The organism is Pandoraea pneumonica, assembly GCF_049918595.1.
GTDB classification, from domain to species: Bacteria; Pseudomonadota; Gammaproteobacteria; order Burkholderiales; family Burkholderiaceae; genus Pandoraea; species Pandoraea pneumonica_A.
Genome location: NZ_JBNCRZ010000001.1, coordinates 684391 through 705041, shown reverse-complemented (window position 1 = coordinate 705041; position 20651 = coordinate 684391). Strand labels below are relative to the sequence as shown.

The window sequence follows — 20651 nt, the reverse complement described above, 5'->3', positions numbered from 1 at the left end:
ACTCGATGAGCGTCAACGCGCTCGTTATAATGTATAAATATACAGTAGTTGGCGGCGCGCAATCCTAGCCGCCGCCCGATGGTTCGACCGCTCACCCTTTGCTCGCCTCCCTTGTCTTGCATGTCAGATAAGCCGACTCCCGCCGCCCGCGACCCGTGGGCCGAACTCAACGACCGCCAGCGCGAAGCCGTCGACTACGGCGTCAGCGACGACGGTGCGCCCGGCGGCCCGCTGCTGGTCATTGCGGGAGCCGGCTCGGGCAAGACCAGTACGCTCGCGCATCGTGTGGCCAATCTCATCGCCCGGGGCGCCGACCCGAACCGCATTCTGCTGCTGACGTTTTCACGGCGCGCCGCCGGGGAGATGGAGCGCCGCGTGGGCGCTGTGCTGCAAAAGGTGTTGGGGCTGGCGTCGTCGCAACCGCCGTCGTTGCCGTGGGCTGGGACGTTCCATGCGGTCGGGGCGCGATTGCTGCGCGACTTCGCGACGCGCATCGGGCTGTCGGAAGCCTTCACCATTCACGATCGCAGCGACGCGGAAGACCTGCTCGGCCTGTCGCGGCACGAACTGGGCTTCTCGGCCACGCAATCCCGCTTTCCGCTCAAAGGCACTTGCCTGTCGATCTACTCGCGCGCGGTGAACAGTCAGGCACCGCTGGCCGAGGTGCTAGCGAAGCACTTTCCGTGGTGCGCGCAGTGGGAAGCGCAGTTGAAGACGCTGTTCGGCGCGTACGTCGATGCCAAGCAAGCGCAACACGTGCTCGATTACGACGACCTGCTGCTCTACTGGGCAGAGATGATGACCGCGCCCGCTTTGGCAAGTGAATTAGGCGCGCGCTTCGATCACGTGCTGGTCGACGAGTATCAGGACACCAACCGGCTTCAGGCGCAGATTCTGCTTGCGATGAAGCCCGACGGACGAGGCCTGAGCGTCGTGGGCGACGATGCGCAGTCGATCTACGCGTTTCGTGCCGCCACCATCCGCAACATCCTCGATTTCCCCGGTCAATTTGCCGAACCCGCCCATGTCGTGACGCTGGAGCGCAACTACCGCTCGACACAGCCGATTCTCGATGCGTCGAATGCGGTGATCGCCGAATCGACCGAGCGTTACGCGAAGGCGCTTTGGACCGATCGTGCCTCGACGCAACTGCCGCAACTCGTCAATGTCAGCGACGAGTCGGGGCAAGCGCGCTGGGTGGCCGATCAGGTACTGGCGCAACGCGAGACGGGTACGCGGCTGATGCAACAGGCCGTGCTTTTTCGCACAGGCAGTCACAGCGCGGCGTTGGAACTCGAACTCACGCGGCGCAATATTCCGTTCGTGAAGTTTGGCGGGCTGAAGTTTCTCGAAGCGGCGCACGTCAAGGACATGCTCTCGATTCTGCGCTGGGCGCACAATCCGGCGAGCCGTCTGTCGGGGTTTCGTGTGGCGCAGTTGATCCCCGGCATCGGACCGGTGAGCGCAACGCGCTTGCTCGACGCGATGACACAGTCCGCCACACCGGCGCAGGTGCTTAGCGATTTCAAACCGCCCTCGGCCGCTGCGCATGATTGGCGCGGCTTCGTGGAAGTGTTCCGCACACTGCACGACACGCGACTTGCGTGGCCCGCAGACGTGGATTTAGCTCTGCGCTGGTATGCGCCGCTACTCACGCAGCGCTTCGACGATGCGGCGGTGCGTCAGGCCGATCTCGAACAACTGGCGCGCATTGCGGGCACGTACGGCTCGCGCGAACAATTTCTCACCGAACTGACCCTCGATCCGCCCGACGCGACGAGTGCACAATCGGGGCCACCGCTGCTCGACGAGGACTATCTGATTCTCTCGACGATTCACAGCGCGAAGGGACAGGAATGGCATTCGGTTTACGTCCTGAACGTGGTCGATGGCTGCATTCCGTCCGATATGAGTACCGGCGACGATGAGGATATCGAGGAGGAGCGTCGTCTGCTGTACGTCGCGATGACGCGCGCGAAGTCGTCGTTGCAGCTGGTCGTACCGCAACGCTTCTACGTGCATCAGCAAACGGGGCTGGGCGACCGGCATGTGTACGGCACGCGCAGCCGCTTCGTCTCGGACAAGATGCTGCCGCTCTTCGAGATGCTGCCCAAACCGCGTGAGGGGGATGTGCCGTCGGGCCCCGTGGGCGATGTGACGGTGCATATCGACGTCGCAAGGAGGTTGCGAAATGCGTGGTCCTGAAGTGAAACTGCGCACGGCCACCGCGGCGGATATCGACGCGCTGACATCGCTGCTCATGCAGACCTATCACACGACGTGGGCACCGGAGCTTCGTCCGGAAGTCGCCGCGAAGTTTGCGTCGGGCGAGAGCACGCGTGCTTACATCGAAGGGCATTGGCCGGAGTTCACGGTCGCAACACTCGATGGTGTGTTGGTCGGCATGGTGCACGTGGTCGGCGATTTCATCGACGCCTTGCACGTCTCGCCTGCGCATCAGCGTCTTGGGATCGGCGCATGTTTGCTTTCGCACGCCGAGGCCCAGATGCGTGCCACCGGGCAGTCGCTGGCGCGTCTGGAAACGGATACGTTCAACACGCAGAGCCGTGCGTTTTACGGCAAGTACGGTTATGACGAGGTCGCGACCTATCCCGACGAAGAGTGGGATAGCGGCTTCACGACTGTCTTGCTCACCAAGGCGCTTTAGGCGGCGCTTCGCGTCGTCCATCAAGCGGCACGTCACACGGCGCGCCGTGTCGCCCATCTTCTTTTTCCTTTCCGCCGACATGCGCGGTAATGTTCCCTAGGTTGCCGTCCTTGGCGCATCAGGTATAGTCGCCGCATCGGCGGCGGGCAGCCCGATGCAGGTTGCCAGTGCGCGTCATGAGCACTCAGGGGGAGAGGAACGGATGCAATGGCTGGTTGACCAAATGACGCTGATGCCCACGGGGTTGTTACTCGTGTCGTTGGCGATCGTGACAGCGCTCACCGCGGTTCTCGTGGCGTGGCTGGCGCGCGTCTGGTTATTCGATCGGCTGGCCGACCCCTCCGAAGTGCGCGGCACCGTGGCCGACGTGGTGCACGGCAGTCTGCTCGCGTTCATCGTTTTCGTCTTGGCGCACGTGCTGACGGACGTGCGCGCGAATCTCGGGCATGCCGACGACCAGGCATTGCACGAAGCCTCGGTGGTGCGGCGTCTGGACCGCGAGTTGAAGGCCGTCGGCGACGCCGATGCACAAGCCGCCCGGGTGTTGCTGCGCAGTTACGTGAGATCTGCCGTCGATGACGAGTGGCAGACGTTGAGCACCGCCGACCCCGATCTCTCGCCGCGCACGGAAGAGGTGTTGACCGCTTTCGTCGGCGCGACGCGCAAGGTGCTGAAGGAACACGACGAGAGCGCGAGTTCGATACGCACGCTGCTCGATCGTCTGGAAGAGGCCCGACAGGGGCGTTTCGAGAACGCAACGAAGACAGTGCCATCCGTCTTTTGGTGGGTGATCACGCTGTTTCTGGTGGCGGCCATGGCGATGAACGGGCGCTATCCCGGCTCATGGAAGAGTAACTTCATCATCGCGTTGCACATGGGCGCGATCGGCATGGTCGTCGCGTTGATCATCAATCTGGACGAGCCGTTTCGTGGCGTGTCCGGGATTTCGCCGGCACCGCTGGCGAAGTCAGTCGGCATTGTGTTGCCGAAGTGACACCCGCTGCGGGCGCATCACCTTACAAGTTTTCCCACCGCATCCGCCCATCCGGTCGCGGTGAGTCGTTAGTCAGTATTCGCAGTAGGAGTTGAAGACGATGTTTTCGAATGTGCCGACCTCGTCGGCGGAGTCCACGCCTGAAATCGAGGCTTTTCGCCCGGGCGTCTATCGCCACTACAAAGGCAATTTCTACCTCGCCCTCGGCATCGCTCGAGCCGACGAGACCGACGAACCCGTCGTCGTCTACACGCGGCTTTACCCGCGCGAAGGCTTGCCGATGAGCACCCGTTTGCTGCGCATCTGGAACGAGCCGGTGACGACCGAATCGGGCCCCGTCGCGCGCTTCACTTATGTCGGTCACACGACGCCTGCCGTATGACGGGCGTCGTTCGCAGACTTCACAGCCGATTTTCAGGACGCTTGACGATCATGAACACCGTAGCTTCCATGCACCGCTCGCCGGTGACCGTTTTGCCTGCGCCGCAGGGTGACGCCAACGCCATGTCGAAGCCCGCACCGCGCAACCTGCGCCGTTGGTGGGCACTGTTTGCGATTCTGCCGTTTGTGACATCGGTCGCGGGATGCGGGCTGGTGGCCGCACCGTGCCGTGTGGCGTCGGCGGGCTTGAAGATCGTGCCGGGGGTGGGGGGCGTGCTGGCCGCGCCGACCGACGCGTGTGCGGCGGTGATCGACTGAGATCCGGCGGGCAGTGCTCGATCAGATGACGGACCGAGCGTAGAAAAAAAGAAAGCCCGCGAGGTGCGGGCTTAATCCATATCAGGAGGAGACATGGAGGAGACGAATTCAGTATAGGACAACGTGTTGCGACGCACCATATGTAGTTTTGCGTAAGTGTCCGCATGTTGCGTTCATGCAACGAGAAATAAATTCAAATAAATCAAATACTTATTTCAACTGTTGCCAAATCGTCTCGTCTCTGCCTCGCCGTAATTCCGAATCACCCCTCTATTTATTGTGCGCGTGCACGCTTCTCGGGTGACATCAACTTCAGCACGAACGGCACCGAATCTCTGAGTGACGGATTCACCGCCGCGTCATGGTCGAGTCCGTCGTAGACACGCACCAGCGTCGTCGTCCCCGCTGCGGCGACATCGCGCGCAAATGCCTGCTGCATCATGACCGGCACGTCGATATCGGCCGATCCCATGCCGATGAAGACCGGGTGTTTGATGCGAAGTGTGGGGTAGCGCAGCGAGGGCGTTTGGTTGTGCATGAGTTTCTGAATCGCTGGCTGCATGCTGTTGCCGCCATTCAGCCCTGCGGCCGTTGAGCGGTCGGTCAATTCCCCAATACACAGCGTGCGCGCCATCTCCAATACGGGCAGGGCCTGTGGCGAGAAGTAACGCGCGGCTTGCAGCGACGGGTCGCGATCGGCGGCCGACAGGAAGATGTACATCGCGTAGGGAATCTTCGGATCGGGGGCGCCGGGGTCTGGCTGGCCTGCGAAGATGGCGGCTGCCGAGGTCTGGGCATTGAAGTACGGCGTGCCCGTCAGGACCGTAGCGACCACTTTCACATCGGGCGCGTACTGCGGTTGGAACCCGGCGGCGGCAAACGCAGCGTGTGCGCCTTGCGACTGCCCGACAATCACCACGCGATTCTGTAACGGGAACACGCTGCGTGCGGCCAGCAGGCTGTCGAGCACGCTGTAGGCTTCTGCACGTGCATTCAGGTAGTGATGCAAGCCCTGAGAGCCGAGTCCGGCGTAGTCGGGCGCCACGACGGCGAAGCCGAGCGAGAGCCACGTACCGAGATACTGGATGTCACGTTGACTGCGCACGTTGAGCGACGGCGCGCAGGTACTCGCCACACCCACGGTGCCATGTGCCCAGAGCACAACGGGCCAGCCACCCGCAGGCGTCGGCCCTTTTGGCAGAAAGACCGCGCCGGTATCTTCGCGGGCTTCGATGCCACCGACGCCGTCGATCGAGCTAAACCGGATGCGGAACTGTTCTCCCGCTTCGGGCAAGCCGTGATCGGCGTCGAGCGGCAGACGCTCGACAATGGCGCCGTGCGGAATGACGGCCGGGGCGGCTTCAGGCGTGACGGCATGGGCGGCACGGCCGATGACCAAGCTGGCGAAAAGGGCGGCGCTCGCGTAGCGCCACAGGCGGTTGAACATGTTGAGCTGTCCTCTTGGAAGTGACTGCTGTTAGGGTCTGTTCACGCTAATGGGCTACGCGCTTGCCGTGGCGTTAGCCGTGCGATGCCTGATTACCTTGCGCCTGCGCGGCGGCCTGCTCGGCCGCTTCACGCCAAGCGCGGCGTGATCTGCGCATACGGCGCAACGCCAGCGACGACATGGTGATCCAGCCAAACGGACGTGGATCGACCAGCATGCTCACGGCGCGCGCGTAATCGAGTACGAGTCCTGGCGTCCATGCCATCGTCTTCGCGCGCTTGCGCAACTGTGCGGCGACCCACAACTCTGGTGTGAGCCAGAGGCGTACGAACGTCCACCAGCCCGCATCGTCGCCGTTGGTCAAGCGTCCGACACGCCCTTCGATGGCGGCTTCGAGCGCCTTGGCCACGCTGCTCGAACAGTTGCGGTGGGTGAGGTTATACGTGGGGTTCTGCCGGTACATTTCCCAGAAAGCGCTTAGCTGCTGGGGACTGTAGTTACGAATGCGCACCTTGACGGTCGATGGGCACCACGCCTTCGACTCGGTCGCGTAGTCGGGCTGGAACACCCCCGGCACATCGTTCTCGCGTGTGGCGCGCAGCAACTGACCGAACTGATCCGGCGAGCGGTCGATTTCCTGTGCCGGATACAAACTCAAGTACACCCCTTCATGGCTCTCGAGCGCGGCGTGGCCGGTCGAGATCACGCCGTTCTTATCGACGGCAGCGATGTATCGATCGATCAGCGGCTGGCGTCGCGCTGGGGCTTTGGCGGAACCGGAGGGCGTCCAGACGTGGACCGTGAGTGCCGGTTCACCCTCCGAAGGCGGACCTTCCCAGCGCGGCGCACGTGGGCGCTCACGCCACAGCCTGCGTTTTTCTTCTGGGCTACCAAGAATTTGCTCGACACGGAAACTGCTGCGCATCCGGCGTGCGCGCATCGCGAGTACCAGCACATTCCAGCCAGTGAAAACGAGACCCAGACCGATGGCGTACGGCAGCGTGCCCTTGTAGTGCGTTGGATACGGCTGATAGAAGAACACCGCGACGGCGATTTCGAAGATCCCCCCAGCCATCGCCCATGCCCAACGCGGATAGCGAACGACGTACGCCGCCACACATTGAAGCAGGCCGTCGGCAAGGAACAGGGTGCCGAAGAGCATCGATAGCCAGAAGTTGCCGTTCTGCTGATGGAAAAAGAGCACGAGCAGCGCGGTCAGCGTAAAGGTGCCGCCCTTCAGGCCGCGCACGATGCGTTGACCGCCCACGCCGATGCTGACGATGGCCAGCGTCGCCAGCCCCTCGGCGAGCAGCAGCCACGCAAACACCTGCAACGGGAAATGCACGACGCCGTCGAGGGCATCGACGATCAATGCCAGCCCGAAGGCAAAGAACAGCGCGCCGATCCAGATCAGCGCGCGGGCTCGGCGGCGTAAATAATCGACGCCAAGCAACAGTAAGATCAGACGTACCAACGCAAGGTCTCCATCGCGTACGTCGCAACGCCAGCAGTGCGTGGCGTTGCGCGCATCCCGTTCACCGGGAGTGTGGGAAAAGGCTTGTTATGTGGTGCTATGTTAGCGCGTGTACCGTGACAGGCCAAAAACAAAGGCGGCGCGCTCCGTGAGGAACGCGCCGCCTGTTGTCGTACGGCGGTGCTGACCGGCTTACCGTCCCTTGCAGGCCGGTAGCGCGGCGCGACTCGTCTTAGTCTTTTTTGCCTTCGAGTTGCGGCAGGGCGTCGTCGCTCGTCGAGGTGAGCAGACCAGCCTTGGCGTACGTCATCAGCTTCTCGCGCGTGTCGACGATGTCGAGCGTGCGCATCGTCAACTGACCGATACGGTCGAGCGGCGTGAAGCTCGATTCACCCTTTTCCATCGTCAGGCGTTCCGGCTTGTACGTCAGGTTCGGCGAGACGGTGTTGAGCAGCGAGTAATCGTTGCCACGACGCAGTTCGATGGTCACTTCGCCGGTCACGGCGCGTGCCACCCAGCGTTGGGCGGATTCGCGCAGCATGATGGCTTGCGGGTCGAACCAACGGCCTTGATACAGCAGACGGCCCAGGCGGCGACCGTTTTCACGGTATTGCTCGATGGTGTCTTCGTTGTGGATGCCGGTCACCAGACGCTCGTAAGCGATGAACAGCAGTGCCAGGCCCGGGGCTTCGTAAATGCCGCGGCTCTTGGCTTCGATGATGCGGTTCTCGATCTGATCGCTCATGCCCAGACCGTGACGGCCGCCAATGCGGTTGGCTTCTTCGAACAGTTCGACGGCGTTGGCAAACGTCTTGCCGTTCAGCGCCACCGGCTGGCCTTCTTCGAAGCGCACGGTGACTTCTTCGGCCTTGACCACGCAGTCGTCGCGCCAGAACGGCACGCCCATGATCGGCTGCACGATCTTGATGCCCGAGTTCAGGTGTTCCAGATCCTTGGCTTCGTGCGTGGCGCCGAGCATGTTCGAGTCGGTCGAATAGGCCTTCTCGACGGACATCTTGTAGTCGAAGCCGTTGGCGATCAGGAATTCCGACATTTCCTTGCGGCCGCCCAGTTCGTCGATGAACTGCTGGTCGAGCCACGGCTTGTAGATTTGCAGGCTCGGGTTGGTCAAGAGACCGTAGCGGTAGAAGCGCTCGATGTCATTGCCCTTGAACGTGCTGCCATCACCCCAGATATTGACGCCATCTTCCTTCATGGCGGCCACGAGCATCGTGCCCGTAACGGCGCGCCCGATCGGCGTGGTGTTGAAGTACGTCACACCGGCGGTCGAAATGTGGAACGCGCCCGATTGCAGGGCGGCGATACCTTCTGCCACGAGTTGTGCGCGGCAGTCGACCAGACGGGCCTTTTCGGCGCCGTAGGCCATCGCGCGGCGCGGGATGTCGTCGTAATCGGGTTCGTCCGGTTGACCCAGATTGGCCGTGTAGGCGTAGGGAATCGCGCCTTTCTTGCGCATCCAAAGCAGCGCAGCGCTGGTGTCGAGACCGCCCGAGAAGGCGATACCGACCGATTGGCCCGTGGGGATATGTTGCAGAATCGTGGTCATCGGCGTGGAAAAGCGGGATTTTTAACCTGACAAGTATCCCCGTCCGGGCTATGGATGGTCAAGTCTGATGGCCGATTCCCACGCGTCGGGACGAACTTTGGGCTACCACTGCGTGCCCGCCACGTGACACGCCGAGGCCAAAAACTCCGAAAACGCCCGAATCACGAGCGATGCCTGACGATGCTGCGGGTAGACGACGTGAATCGCCGTCGGCGGCGGTGCGAAATCGTCGAGCACCGTGACGAGACGCCCGCCCAGCAAGGCTGGCGCCACGATGAAGACTGGCAAGAAGGTGAGGCCAAGGTCGGCCACGGCGGCGTCGCGGGCCAATTCCCCGTTATTGACCCGCAGCCGTCCCGACACGGGAATTTCCACCGGATGGCCGTCGCGCGCATAGGTCCAGCTCACGCGCTGGCTGTGGCCGTAAGGCAGTAGCGCATGTTCGCGCAAGTCTTCCGGGGTCTTTGGCGTGCCGTGGGTGTCCAGATAGCGCGGGCTTGCGCATGTCACCATCCGCATCGGGGCCACCGCACGGGCAATCAGCGACGAGTCGGCCAGCGCACCGATGCGCACAGCCACATCGTAGCCTTCACCAATGATGTCGACGGTGCGGTCGTTCAGCTCGAGCTCGATGGTGACGTCGGGGTAGGTGGCGAGAAACGTCGGGATGACCGAGCCGAGAAACATCGTGCCGAACGACATCGGGGCGGACACGCGCAAATTGCCACGCGGCCGCTCGCCCTGACTGCTCACCGCCAGATTGGCGGCTTCGACGTCATCGAGAATGCGCCGCGCGCGGGCGTAATAGATCTGCCCGAGGTCGGTCACCGCCAGTCGTCGCGTCGTGCGAAGCAGCAGGCGCACGCCGAGATTCTGTTCGAGGGCCGAGATGCGCCGGCTCACGAACTGCTTCGACAGCCCCAGCTTGGCCGCCGCCCCGGTAAAGCTCATCGCTTCCACCGCGCTCACGAAGATGCGCATGTCGTCGAGCAGATCCATCTGGCAGTTCCTAGTCGTCAGCTCAGTTATCAGTGAAGCTGGGTGACAACATCCGGCAATGCAGCGCAATTGTCACCCAAGCGCCGACAATCTTAACCGCTCACCGTAACGCCAGCCGCAAGCCCAGCAGAATCGCCGCCGTGCCGCCCACGGCGAGCATCGTCGGTTGGTGGCCGAAGATGCCCCAGTCGAGCAGCGCCGTGACCACCGGCACGAGATAGAACAGGCTGGTCACGGTGACGAGATTGCCCGACGCGATCATGCGATAGAGCAGCAGCGTCGCACCGACCGAAATGACCACGCCCATATAGAGCAACGGCAGCCAGAACCCGGCGGTGTTATCGAAATGCCACGGCTGCGTTGGCGCGACGAGTACCGCGAGCGCCAGCCCCACGGCGTACTGAAGCGGCAGCACGTCGAGCGGGGTTTGCCGACTGCCTTTCTGCGCGATGGTGCCGAGGGTCATGCAGGCGAGGGCGGTGAGCGCCCAGATCGATCCGGCGGCCGAGAGCCGTGCCGACACCAGACTCTGTGCCACGACGAGCGCCAGACCGGCCAGGGCGAGCGCGAGGCCCGCAAGGCGCTGTGCACTATGGGAGCGCTCCAACGCCACGAGCGTGAGGATCGGCTGCACGCCGAGCACGGTCGCCAACGCACCGGGCGTAATGCCGTGCGCCAGCGCGAGCAGATAGGCCGCTTGATAACCGCCAATCAGCAGCACGCCCGTGCCCGCGACACGCCAGCGGGTGCCGGGTGCTGGCCACCATTGGCGCCGGGTGATGGCCAGCAACGTCAGTGCAGCGAGTGCCACGCCGAGCCGTATCACCAGAAACGCGAACGCCGACGCGTGCGTCAGCCCCCATTTGGCGGCGAGTGCACCGCCGCTCCACAACAAAACAAACAGCATCGTTGTGCCATGCCGGCGCAACCAAAGACCATCGACTTGCATTGTGCTTTCCCCTACACAGGATGTCCGGCCTGCGCTACGTTGCGACGACGTGCTGACGCGACGATGCTCACCATCGAGTGTGACCGGGCGCGAAAGTCCTCACGCGCGAGTCCACACGATGCGAGGCATGCCGTCGTGTCGAGACGACACAACGCAACACAACAGGCGGATCAGAATTCGGAATTGAAGCGCGACGCAGCGCTACGGGTGCGGAACATCCAAGCGACCCAAGCGGCGTCCTGTCGCGTCAGGCGACGGCGACGTCTGCCACCGTTGCCACGACACTGGCAACTGCCACGACCACGTCGTGTGTTGCCACGCCGGCCGGCGGGGGAGGTGCAACTGCTGCAAAGCGTCCACGCAAGCGCGAGCCGGCACCGCGCGAGGGCGGCGATACGGCAAGACGGATGGACGCGTGAGCAGTCATGAGAGGAAATCGGTAAGAAAAAAGCGCACGTCACTCGACGGGCGTGAACGTACTTTACACGGCGACTTCGCTTGCGGCAAGCGATGCGACGTCTCGCTCACGCCGACGGCCAATCGCCGGTACGCTCCACGCTTGGCGAAGTCTCGCCATCGCGCCACGCCGCAGGCAACGCCCCGCGCACACGACGCACTTCACGGACATGCACACGGACAAGTCGCAACGCACCCGTGAAGCCGCTCTCTGTTTCGTCATGCCAAAGAATCTCGGCGTCACCCGCGACGTGCAAAAAATCGCCCGATGCGAAATCGACGAACAGCAGCCCCACGCGCGGATTCACGAGCAAGTTACCCAGCGTGTTGAAGAACGAGTTGCCACGAAAGTCGGGCCAGGTCAGCGTGTGAGCGTCGTCGACGCGCACGAACCCTGGCTTGCCGCCGCGATGCGATACGTCCGCACCCGCACTGCGCTCGCTGGCGTGGTCGCCCGCGTAGAACGACGCGACGAAGAACGTATCCGCGCTGGCAATTTGCCATTGCGCTTCGTCGTCGAGCATTGCCTGCGGCGCATCGGCTTGCGGCGGCGTGCTGTGCGCTTGTGCCGTGATCTCGCGCTTGCGAATGTACTGCGGACAGTTGCCGAAACTCTGCGCGACGCGCACCGCAAATCCTTGCGCGTCGCTCTCGATCACCGGACCGTTGATGCGATTGCGCCGCCGTGTCGAGGGTTCAAGCCCGAGCACACCCACTGGCGCGCCACGCGTTATCGTGCCGAAAAGCGGATCGGTCGACGGCGGCAGCGCGTCGATGCGCAGCACGGTCGGCTCCGGCGAGTGCACAAAGCCCGGCGCGCCACTGAGCATCGTCGCCCAAGGTTGCTCGGCATGATCGAGTCCGCCGACGACCAGAAATGGCAGCTGCGGGAAAAACTGCCGGTGCTGTTCGGGCATCGCCGTACGAATCACTTTGGGGCCGACTTCCGCCATGGCCTCGCGCGATCCGGCGAGCGTTTGTACGAACGCTTCTCCCGCATGGAAGGGCGAGTCGGGACTCAGCAGCGGGAGCGCGTCAGCGAATGCATACGCTCCGGCAAGAGTGGCATGGCGGATGTCGTTCATGATCGCCTCGGCTTCAGGTTATGCGGCCGCGTTCAGCCCGCATGGCAGGGACGCCATCGGTACGAAACCCGGGAGTGCCACGACGCGTGCGAGCCACGCTCGCACGGCCGGATACGGCTCCAGCGTCACGTTTCCTTCTGGCGCGTGGGCGAGGTAGGCGTAGCAAGCCAAATCGGCAATCGTCGGCGTGTCGCTCGTCAGGAAAGCCGTCGCCAACGGTGCCGTCAGATGCTCCTCCATACGCGTTAGCAGGCGCTCGGCCAAGCGGATCATCGTCTCGGTGTCACCCGGCCGCTTGAACGCCACCACGATGCGCGCGGCTGCCGGACCGAAGGCCAGATCGCCTGCGGCAACCGACAGCCATCGCTGCACGTGGGCGGCGGCGACCGGGTCACGCGGCAGCCACGTCCCGGCGGGGTCGTAACGCGAGGCGAGATAGACAAGAATCGCGTTCGAATCGCTGAGAATCACGCCGTCGTCGTCGATCACCGGTACTTGCCCGAAAGCATTGAGTGCGAGGAAGGGCGCTTGCAGGTGCTCCCCCGCAGCGAGGTCCACATCGATTGCCTCGAACGGCAAGCCGAGCAAATTCAGCATCAGCTCTACGCGGTGGCAGTGACCGGACAGCGCGAAGCGATGCAGCCGGATTGGGCGGCTGGGGTGGCTAGGGTGGGATGAAGCGGCGTTTGCAGTCATGAAAAGTCTCCGGTGAGGTCGCGAGGCACGCGAACCTCGACCCGGCGCGTCTTCCGCGCTGTCCGTGGCTCACGCATTCCACATCTGCATTGTTATTCCTATTGAATTCCGGATAAATGGCGGGAAACTGATTTGACTACTCCGATAAGTGGAGTAATGATGCTCGCCATGGATAAACTTCGCGCTATGCAGACGTTCGTGGCCATCGTGGATCAGGGCAGCCTGAGCGCGGCGGCGCGCGTGCTGGAGTCTTCGCTACCCGCCGTGGTGCGCACACTGGCGGCGCTCGAGACGTCGCTCGACGTGCGCCTGCTCAATCGCACCACGCGCCGCTTGGCGCTCACCGAGGAAGGGCATGCCTATCTGGAGAGTTGCCGTCAGATTCTGAGCGAGGTGCACGATGCCGAAGCGCGTCTAGCTGCGCGGCATCAGGCACCGACCGGCACGCTCGTGGTCACCGCGCCGGTGCTGTTCGGCCAGTTGCATGTGGCACCGGCGCTGCATCGGTTCCTGCGTGCGTATCCGGCCATCAAATGCCGCTTGTTGCTCAACGACCGTGTGGTGAACCTGTGGGAAGAAGGCATCGATGTGGGCATTCGCATCTCGCCGCTTGACGACTCGACGCTGGTGGCACAAAACATCGGTGCCATCCGACGTGTGGTGGTCGCGAGCGACGCCTGTCTGGCGGAGCAGGGTGACGTCACGCATCCGCGCGAGCTGATCGGCAAGAACTGCATCCGCGCCTACGGCGCGAGCTACGTGCAATGGCGATTCTGGGAGAACGGTCGCGAGTTCGCCGTGCCGGTCGACGGGAATCTCGAAGTGAACCATGGGCTCGCCGCTATCGAGGCGTGCATTGGTGGCCTGGGCTTTGGCAGCTTCCTGTCGTATCAGGTCGCCGGGCCACTGGCCGACGGGCGGCTCAAACGCATACTGACGGACTACGAAGGACCGGCGCGTCCGGTCAGCATCGTGTATCCGCATGCGAGGCTGCTGCCGTCGCGTACGCGTGCGTTCGTGGCGTGGATGAAGAAGGAGCTGCGCGAAGTCCCGATGGATTGACGCGCGTGCAAGGCAAGAGAGGAGAATTGCGGCGGCACATAAAAGAACGCGGAAAGCGACAGTGCCGCTCTCCGCTAAAAAGCCCGCCGACGCCAACCGGCGGGCCGCTTCGTTCTTGATGCCATTCGCTTTGTGCTCGTTGTGCTGCTAGGGAGCGCTAAACGTCAGGCAGCACGGGTTTCAGTCACGGTCACGGTGCCAGCCGCGATGCCAACCACGGTCGTGACGATCGTCCCAGCGGCGCTCGCGCCAGTCGTCCCAGCGATCGCGGCCGTAGTAGACGACCGGACTCGGTTCGACGTACACCGGGCGCGGCTGCACATACACCGGCTGCGGGGCGACATAGACGGGGGCCGCGACCACCGGTGCCGGCACGCCGAGATACACGCCGACATCGACATGGGCCGACGCGGCGCTCGATGCGGCAGCGGCGGCGACGCCAAGGGCAGCGATGATGAGAAAACGTTTCATGGTGTCCTCCAGTGGCGCTCGCGAATCGGTGACCAAAGTCGGATGCGAAAAGAGGCGAGCGCTTGCGATAAGTCGGATCGATTCGCGCGGCGGGCCTGAAGTGCTGCAAGTGCGCGATGGTGCGCGGTGCTGGCCTGTCGTCGAATCGTTGAGGCAAGTGTAGCGATCGCTTCGCGTAGCAGGTGATACGAGTCTGTCGGGGATGTGTCGTTTTGTAACGCGAGTGGACGCGCTAAGTCGTTGTCACGTCACGCGCATCGTGACGTCGTGAGGTGACAAGTTGGGTGCGGCAGGAAAGGGAAAAGGCGCAGCAGAAAAAACAAAAGGCGTCACGCGAAAAACGCGGGACGCCTTGTGCTTTTGTTCGTTGGTAGGCTCGATTGGACTCGAACCAACGACCCCCACCATGTCAAGGTGGTGCTCTAACCAGCTGAGCTACGAGCCTAGAAAGACCGCGAGTATAGGGTCAATTTCGAAAGGTGGCAAGTCTTTGGCGAAAAAATCCTAAAATTTGTTGCGCGGCGGGGTCACTCACCGCGCTTCGCACCGCCGCGTCGCGGCTTGAGTCGCACCCAGATGCCTTGCTTGCCGCCGGTTCCTGCGCGCTGCTCGACGTCGAACAAGCCGATGGTCGAGACCAGATCGCTCAGCTTGCCGAACCCGTAGTTGCGCGAGTCGAAGTCAGGCGCCTGCTTGGCGACGTGACTGCCGATGGACCCCAGACTCGCCCAGCCGTCTTCGTCCGACACGTCGGTCACGGCGTTGCGCAGCAGGCGCACCAGACGCGCATCGCGTTTGAGTTCGGCAGCGCTGCGGCGTTTGCGCGGTGCCGGGGCTTCGTCGTCATCGTCATCGCGTTCGTTGTCCTGACGGAGCAACTCGGTGTAGATGAACTTGTCGCAGGCGGTGACAAACGGTTGTGGCGTCTTGCGCTCGCCGAAGCCGTACACAATCAGCCCTTGTTCGCGAATACGCGAGGCGAGCCGCGTGAAGTCGCTATCGCTCGATACGAGGCAGAAGCCGTCGAAGCGCCCGGTGTAGAGCAGATCCATCGCGTCGATGATCATCGCGCTGTCGGTCGCATTCTTGCCAACCGTGTAGCGAAACTGCTGGATCGGTTGAATCGAATATTCGAGCAGGCACTTCTTCCAGCCATCGAGATTTGGCTTGGTCCAGTCGCCGTAAATGCGCTTCACACTCGCCACACCGTACTTGGCCACTTCAGTGAGCAGACCTTCGACGATGGCGGGTGCGGCGTTATCGGCATCGATAAGCACGACGAGCGTCGAACCTTGAACGGCCACTGCGGAAGTCGAGGACATGGATGGGTTCCTTGTGGGCGGGGATGTCACGCATTATGGCGCGGTTTGATGAACACACCGTGCTGACGCGGCAAACCACCACAGGGTATCGTCCTGCCCCCAGGCGATAGGTACGGTGATGTCCGATTACGTGCGCGACGCCTCGCCGATCAGCGCGATCACTCGCTGCGGATCGGCGATCTCGTGGGCCAGCAGCAGCGCGAGTTTTGCGAGCAGCAATTCGCGCCGGTCTTCGGGCGCGGCGTCGATGGCGAGCGCGAGGGTGTCGTAGATTTCCTCAAGCCCGGCGATGGCGGTCAGTGGTGCAGTCATAGCAAAACCTTTTCTAAAAATAGGCGACGTTTCGACGTTCGGAAAACGGCACGATTCAAACGCGCGCCGTCGCGTGAGCCAGCGCATCCGAAAGCCGAGCGGCATCGAGCGTTTGCCAGCGCGCGCAGATGTGGTGATCGGGGCGCACGAGATAGACAGTGCCGTGTTGCGCGCCGTATCTCTCGAGCGCATGTCCGGCCGGATCGGGCAACGTGATGTCGGCACCCTGCACAGCATCTCGCGTGCTGGCGAACGCGATCACCGCCACCGGTACCCCTTGCTCGCGCCAAGTCGTGAGTGTGTCGCGCAGCGCGTCGGCGAGTGGGGCATCGCCAAAGGTCAGCAGATGGAATGCCGCACCGAAATGGTCGTAGAGGTAGTCGTTCTCGCCGAGCTTCACGTTAGGGGCGGGGGCGCCGACCGTCGGCCCGGCGTTCATGCGTGCGTTGTCGTCGCTCGGACTGTTGAGCGGCGAGTCACGATAGTCGTGCGCGCGCGACGTACGCCAATGGAACAAAGGCCGTACGAATTCGTGATCCAGCGACAGGTCGAGCACGGCGTCGCGCAGCACGCGAAAACCGTGCGAGGGCGGCGTCATGAAGCGAGTGCTCTTGCCGGCTTCGGCGATGATCTCGCGAGCCGCGCCCACGCGGTCGTGCGTGTACGACGCGAGCAGCACGGTGGGCGCCACGCCTTTCGCGACGGCGGCCAATTTCCACGACAAATCGATGGCGTCCTGAAAGCCGGTATTCGCGCCGCGCACGCCGAAGATGGGCAGCAAGTGGGCGGCGTCGCCTGCGAAGAGAATGCGCCCGTGCACGTAGTCCGGCAGCGTCAGTGCTCGCGCGGAATACACCGAGCACCAGTCGAGCTCCCACGGTTTGCCGCCTAAACCCATCATGTCGAGTTGCGCGTTGATACGCTCGCGGATCGTCTCCGGTTGCAGCGCGTGTTCGGACGTTTCCGTGGCGGGCAGTTGGTAATCCACACGCCAGATGCCGTCGGGTTCGCGGTGCATGAGCACCGTGTTGCCCGGATTCCAGTCCGGCGCGAAGTAGGCGAGGCGCTCGGTCGGCAGATCGAGATCGATACGGATGTCGGCGATCACGAAGCGCCCTTCGTAGCTCGCGCCTTCGAAGCGCAAGCCCATCGCGGTGCGCACCGTCGAGCGCGCGCCGTCGGCGGCCACGAGCCACTGCGTGCGTTGTGTGTACTCACCCTCGGGCGTGTCGATTTGCATCGTGACGCCGTTGCCATCATGCCCATCGTGCCCATCGTGCGTTAAGCCGACCAGCTTGTTCCCCCAGCGAATGTCGACGAGCGGCTCGCGCTCGATGGCATCCACCAGATAGCTCTCGAGCACGTTCTGTTGCAGGTTGATGAGTGGTGCGAAGCGGTCGTCTTCGCTGACGGGCGATTCCATGCGAAACACACGTTGGCCGCGATAGAACGAATTGCCGCTCGTCCACGGCAGCCCCTTCGCGACCACGGCGTCGGCCACGCCGACGGCTTGCAGAATTTCCTGAGAGCGTCGCGTGAAGACGATGGCGCGGCTGCCCTCCGAGACTTGTTGTTCGGCTTGCAGTACCACACAGCGCACGCCGTGACGCGCGAGCGCGAGCGCCGTGACCATGCCGATAGGCCCGCCGCCGACGATGGTGACCGGCACTTCGGACGGCTCGCTTTGCGGCGCGAAGTGCGGATGCACGCGGTACGTGTGATACAGCGAAGCGCGTGGGGAAGTGTCTGGTCGATGCATGGCGTAGCCTTCTAGCATTTAGTTGCTAACGCAACCATTCTAGTGTGCTAAGGTTGCGTTCGCAACCAAATATGCTCCCGTTGCCACTAGGGGAAAACACCGAAATGCGGCCCGCTCACAAGACGCTCGATCAGTTTCTGACTTACAAGATGCATCGCTTGATGAAGCAGCACGACAAGCGCATTGCGCAGTCGTATGCCGACGCGGCGCAACTGAGTCTCGCCGAATCGCGGGTGCTTGCGGCGGTTGGCTCGGCGGGGGCGTTATCGAATTCGGAGCTCGCGCGACGGGCGAATCTCGACAAGAGTCAGGCGAGCCGAGGGGCGGATGGACTGGTTGCGCGTGGTTTGGTCAAACGTGCGCCGGACGAGTTCGATGGCCGGGCGGTGAAAGTCACCCTCACGCCGGAAGGCGAGGCCGTGTGGGGCGTGGTGATCGGCGCGGCGCGCGAGCATTACGAGCGCTTGTTCGCGGCACTCACGGACGAGGAAATGCGCGTGTACGAGCGCTTGCTCGACAAGTTGCTGCTGCGCTCCGATGAACTGGACGGGCCGGAGTGACGCCCGCCTTGTCTGCGCGGGTGGAAATCGTGATTGCAAACGCAAAGAAGAAGGGCACCTCGCGGTGCCCTTCTTGCATTTCGGCGGCGTCGATTCAGCGTTGGCGCTGACCCTTTCGCCGATCCGTCAGCCTTACGAGAACGACAACGTCTTCGTCAGATCGCCCGGCGGCATGGCACCACGCGAGGCAAAGGCGGCGTTGCGATGCGCGAGGCCTTCGAGCGTGGGCAGGTCGTACAGGCGCGTGATGAGGCGCAGAATCGACGTCGTGTCGTAGAACGTGTGATCGACGTTGCCGCGCTTGGCGAACGGCGACACCACGAGTGCCGGAATGCGCGAGCCCGGGCCCCAGCGGTCGCCCTTGGGCGGGGCCACGTGATCCCACCAGCCGCCGTTTTCGTCGTACGTAATCACGACCATCATGTTTTGCCACTGCGGCGACTTCATCAAGTGGGCGAGGATGTTCGCCACGTGCTGATCGCCCGACTCGACATCGGAGTAACCGGCGTGCTGGTTCAGGTTGCCTTGCGGCTTGTAGAACGTCACCGCAGGCAGCTTGCCCGCAATGGCGTCGGCGATGAACTTGTTCGAGATCGGGCCATCGCCCAGACCGCCGTCGCGCAGGTGTTCTTCACGCGCGGCAGTGCCCGGCGCGAACTGTGCGAAGTAGTTGAACGGCTGATGGTGATACTGGAAGTTCGGCGTATCCGGGCCGCCCTTGTGATCGAGCGCGGCTTGCCATGCGCCTGCGTACCACGCCCACGAGACGCCCTTCGCCGAGAGCAGATCGCCGATGGTGGCGTAGTTTTGCGGCGGCAGCGTGCTCGGGTTCGACGGGTCGGCGAGACGCTTGTCGCCGGTGGCCGACGGCTTGATCGGTGACGGTTGGTAAGCGGGCATCATCGTGTTCACGGCGAAGTTATCCGGCGTGATGGCGCCATCGCGCACGAACTTCGGCTTGCCGTCGGCGGCGGAGGCGGGCGATTCCGCATGCACGGCCAGACGCACACCTTGGGGGCCGTCGGCGAGCACGGCGACCTTGTCCTTGGCCGGGCTTTGTGCGGCGTTCGGGTAGACCGGCGGGCGGCCCGTGACGAGGAATTGGTGGTTCAGGAACGAACCGCCGAAGGCCGCCATGAAGAAGTTGTCGCACATCGTGTATTGCTGGGCGATCTTGTACATGTTGAGCGTCTTGGCGGTCTCGCCGTAGTAGCCCATGACGAGACCACCGGAGTCGGCCCATGCGGCGAACTGGTTGTTCGTGCCGTCGGCGATCTGCATCTGGTTCTGCCAGAACAGGTGCCAGAGGTCGCGCGTGATGACCGATTCCGGCAGCAGCTTGCCCTCGGTGTCCTTGAGCATGAACGGGGCGTTCGGCTGGCGGGCGATGTCTTTTTCGGTGATGTGGTACTTCTTGCCGCCGATGGTCTGCGCCTTGGGCACGAGACCGTCGAAGATCGGCGGGAGCAGCGACATCGGCGACTTGCCGTCGCGGTCGACTTGCGTGTAGGCGGAGGCGGGCACCTTCGAGAGCGGCTTTTCCACGCCGGGGAAGTCGGCGAACAGGTTATTGAAGCTGCGGTTCTCGAGGTAGATCACGACCACGGTCTTGATGTTGGCCTTGAGCTGAGCGTCGAACGTACCGCCTGCGGCGACAGCGGTCGGGGCACCGGCACCGCCTTCGGCGGCGCAGCCCGTGAGGGCCGTGGTGGCACCGGCAGCACCGGCGGCGCCGATGGCGGCCAGCCCTTGCAGAATGCGGCGGCGCGACGGGTCAGACGGATTGTCGTCCTGGCTGTCGAGGGCGGGATCGTGCGGTTGGGGCGTGGCGTCGTGCGTCATGATGTCCTTGTTTGGCGTATCGGGCTTGGGTGCGCGCGTGGGCGCCCGCAAGCGTCGGCAAGGTGCAACGTGCGAGTGCAGTCGTCACCTTGCCCGGGCGGGCGAGGCAGACGACGTTTTTACGCGGGGATTGTGACAATTCGGTGACGAAACGAAGGCACTTCCCGAGGTCGGCCGGGTAGTGATGTCGGGATGTCGCGCTTGCGGGGAAATTCCGATTGTTCTCGGGGGATGTGTCACAAGGCTTCTGGGTTTCTACAATGAGCCGCAGCACGTCGAAAACGAAGTG

Annotated in this window: 18 protein-coding genes, 1 tRNA gene and 1 pseudogene; 7 read left to right on the top strand and 13 right to left on the bottom strand. The window is 63.3% G+C overall.

The features are described 5' to 3' along the window. The first annotated feature begins 120 nt into the window (after nt 1–120). From ACPWR9_RS03340 to ACPWR9_RS03320, 5 genes are all read left to right on the top strand, one after another. Nucleotides 121–2205 (top strand): ATP-dependent helicase, encoded by a 2085-nt coding sequence (locus ACPWR9_RS03340; RefSeq protein WP_426296472.1) that lies wholly within the window; start codon nt 121–123, stop codon nt 2203–2205. Then, nucleotides 2192–2668, top strand: coding sequence for a GNAT family N-acetyltransferase (locus tag ACPWR9_RS03335; protein ID WP_426296473.1), 477 nt, complete (start codon nt 2192–2194; stop codon nt 2666–2668). Before ACPWR9_RS03340 ends, ACPWR9_RS03335 begins: the two co-directional genes overlap by 14 nt. A 202-nt stretch (nt 2669–2870) precedes the next feature. Beyond that, a complete protein-coding gene (locus ACPWR9_RS03330) occupies nt 2871–3662 on the top strand; it encodes a hypothetical protein (protein ID WP_426296474.1) in 792 nt (263 codons plus the stop codon). Between the two features lie 100 nt (nt 3663–3762). Next, on the top strand, nt 3763–4044 hold the full coding sequence (locus ACPWR9_RS03325; protein ID WP_426296475.1) for a DUF1653 domain-containing protein: 282 nt from the start codon (nt 3763–3765) through the stop codon (nt 4042–4044). Nucleotides 4045–4166: 122 nt separating this feature from the next. Continuing rightward, nucleotides 4167–4361, top strand: coding sequence for a DUF6726 family protein (locus ACPWR9_RS03320; RefSeq protein ID WP_426296639.1), 195 nt, complete (start codon nt 4167–4169; stop codon nt 4359–4361). Nucleotides 4362–4635: 274 nt separating this feature from the next. Here the strand turns inward: ACPWR9_RS03320 and ACPWR9_RS03315 are convergent, their stop codons facing one another. The 7 genes from ACPWR9_RS03315 to ACPWR9_RS03285 all read right to left on the bottom strand — a co-directional run bounded on the left by ACPWR9_RS03315 (nt 4636) and on the right by ACPWR9_RS03285 (nt 13034). Continuing rightward, nucleotides 4636–5808, bottom strand: coding sequence for a lipase family protein (locus ACPWR9_RS03315; RefSeq protein ID WP_426296476.1), 1173 nt, complete (start codon nt 5806–5808; stop codon nt 4636–4638). Nucleotides 5809–5881: 73 nt separating this feature from the next. After that, nucleotides 5882–7282: an HdeD family acid-resistance protein gene (locus tag ACPWR9_RS03310; protein ID WP_426296477.1), complete on the bottom strand. Its 1401-nt coding sequence runs from the start codon at nt 7280–7282 to the stop codon at nt 5882–5884. A gap of 232 nt (nt 7283–7514) precedes the next feature. Continuing rightward, nucleotides 7515–8849, bottom strand: a complete 1335-nt coding sequence (gene argG / locus ACPWR9_RS03305) for an argininosuccinate synthase (protein ID WP_426296478.1) — start codon at nt 8847–8849, stop codon at nt 7515–7517. 102 nt (nt 8850–8951) lie between these two features. Beyond that, complete coding sequence (locus tag ACPWR9_RS03300) at nt 8952–9848, bottom strand: LysR substrate-binding domain-containing protein (protein WP_426296479.1); 897 nt, start codon at nt 9846–9848, stop codon at nt 8952–8954. A 100-nt stretch (nt 9849–9948) separates the two neighbouring features. Next, entirely contained in the window at nt 9949–10797 is an 849-nt protein-coding gene (locus tag ACPWR9_RS03295) for a DMT family transporter (RefSeq protein ID WP_426296480.1), read from the bottom strand. Nucleotides 10798–11321: 524 nt separating this feature from the next. Then, a complete protein-coding gene (locus ACPWR9_RS03290) occupies nt 11322–12338 on the bottom strand; it encodes a pyridoxamine 5'-phosphate oxidase family protein (RefSeq protein ID WP_426296481.1) in 1017 nt (338 codons plus the stop codon). A gap of 18 nt (nt 12339–12356) precedes the next feature. Continuing rightward, nucleotides 12357–13034 (bottom strand): glutathione S-transferase family protein, encoded by a 678-nt coding sequence (locus ACPWR9_RS03285; RefSeq protein ID WP_426296482.1) that lies wholly within the window; start codon nt 13032–13034, stop codon nt 12357–12359. Between the two features lie 168 nt (nt 13035–13202). On the opposite strand from ACPWR9_RS03285, the gene ACPWR9_RS03280 reads away from it, so the two are divergent. After that, the gene (locus ACPWR9_RS03280; RefSeq protein ID WP_426296483.1) at nt 13203–14096 is read left to right on the top strand and encodes a LysR substrate-binding domain-containing protein; all 894 of its coding nucleotides are present in this window, start codon (nt 13203–13205) and stop codon (nt 14094–14096) included. 180 nt (nt 14097–14276) lie between these two features. Here the strand turns inward: ACPWR9_RS03280 and ACPWR9_RS03275 are convergent, their stop codons facing one another. The 5 genes and pseudogenes from ACPWR9_RS03275 to ACPWR9_RS03255 all read right to left on the bottom strand — a co-directional run bounded on the left by ACPWR9_RS03275 (nt 14277) and on the right by ACPWR9_RS03255 (nt 17960). Next, nucleotides 14277–14567, bottom strand: coding sequence for a PXPV repeat protein (locus ACPWR9_RS03275; protein WP_426296484.1), 291 nt, complete (start codon nt 14565–14567; stop codon nt 14277–14279). A 368-nt stretch (nt 14568–14935) separates the two neighbouring features. Continuing rightward, a tRNA-Val gene (locus ACPWR9_RS03270) sits at nt 14936–15012 on the bottom strand. Between the two features lie 85 nt (nt 15013–15097). Continuing rightward, a pseudogene (locus ACPWR9_RS03265) lies at nt 15098–15889 on the bottom strand (NYN domain-containing protein); the annotation flags it as partial. Nucleotides 15890–16015: 126 nt separating this feature from the next. After that, a complete protein-coding gene (locus ACPWR9_RS03260; protein WP_426296485.1) occupies nt 16016–16201 on the bottom strand; it encodes a DUF2783 domain-containing protein in 186 nt (61 codons plus the stop codon). Nucleotides 16202–16256: 55 nt separating this feature from the next. Then, nucleotides 16257–17960 (bottom strand): FAD-dependent monooxygenase, encoded by a 1704-nt coding sequence (locus ACPWR9_RS03255; protein ID WP_426296486.1) that lies wholly within the window; start codon nt 17958–17960, stop codon nt 16257–16259. Between the two features lie 104 nt (nt 17961–18064). On the opposite strand from ACPWR9_RS03255, the gene ACPWR9_RS03250 reads away from it, so the two are divergent. Then, nucleotides 18065–18520 (top strand): MarR family winged helix-turn-helix transcriptional regulator, encoded by a 456-nt coding sequence (locus ACPWR9_RS03250; protein WP_426296487.1) that lies wholly within the window; start codon nt 18065–18067, stop codon nt 18518–18520. A gap of 132 nt (nt 18521–18652) precedes the next feature. Here ACPWR9_RS03250 and ACPWR9_RS03245 read toward each other — a convergent pair whose 3' ends face one another. Next, entirely contained in the window at nt 18653–20362 is a 1710-nt protein-coding gene (locus ACPWR9_RS03245; protein ID WP_426296488.1) for an acid phosphatase, read from the bottom strand. Between the last annotated feature and the right edge of the window lie 289 nt (nt 20363–20651).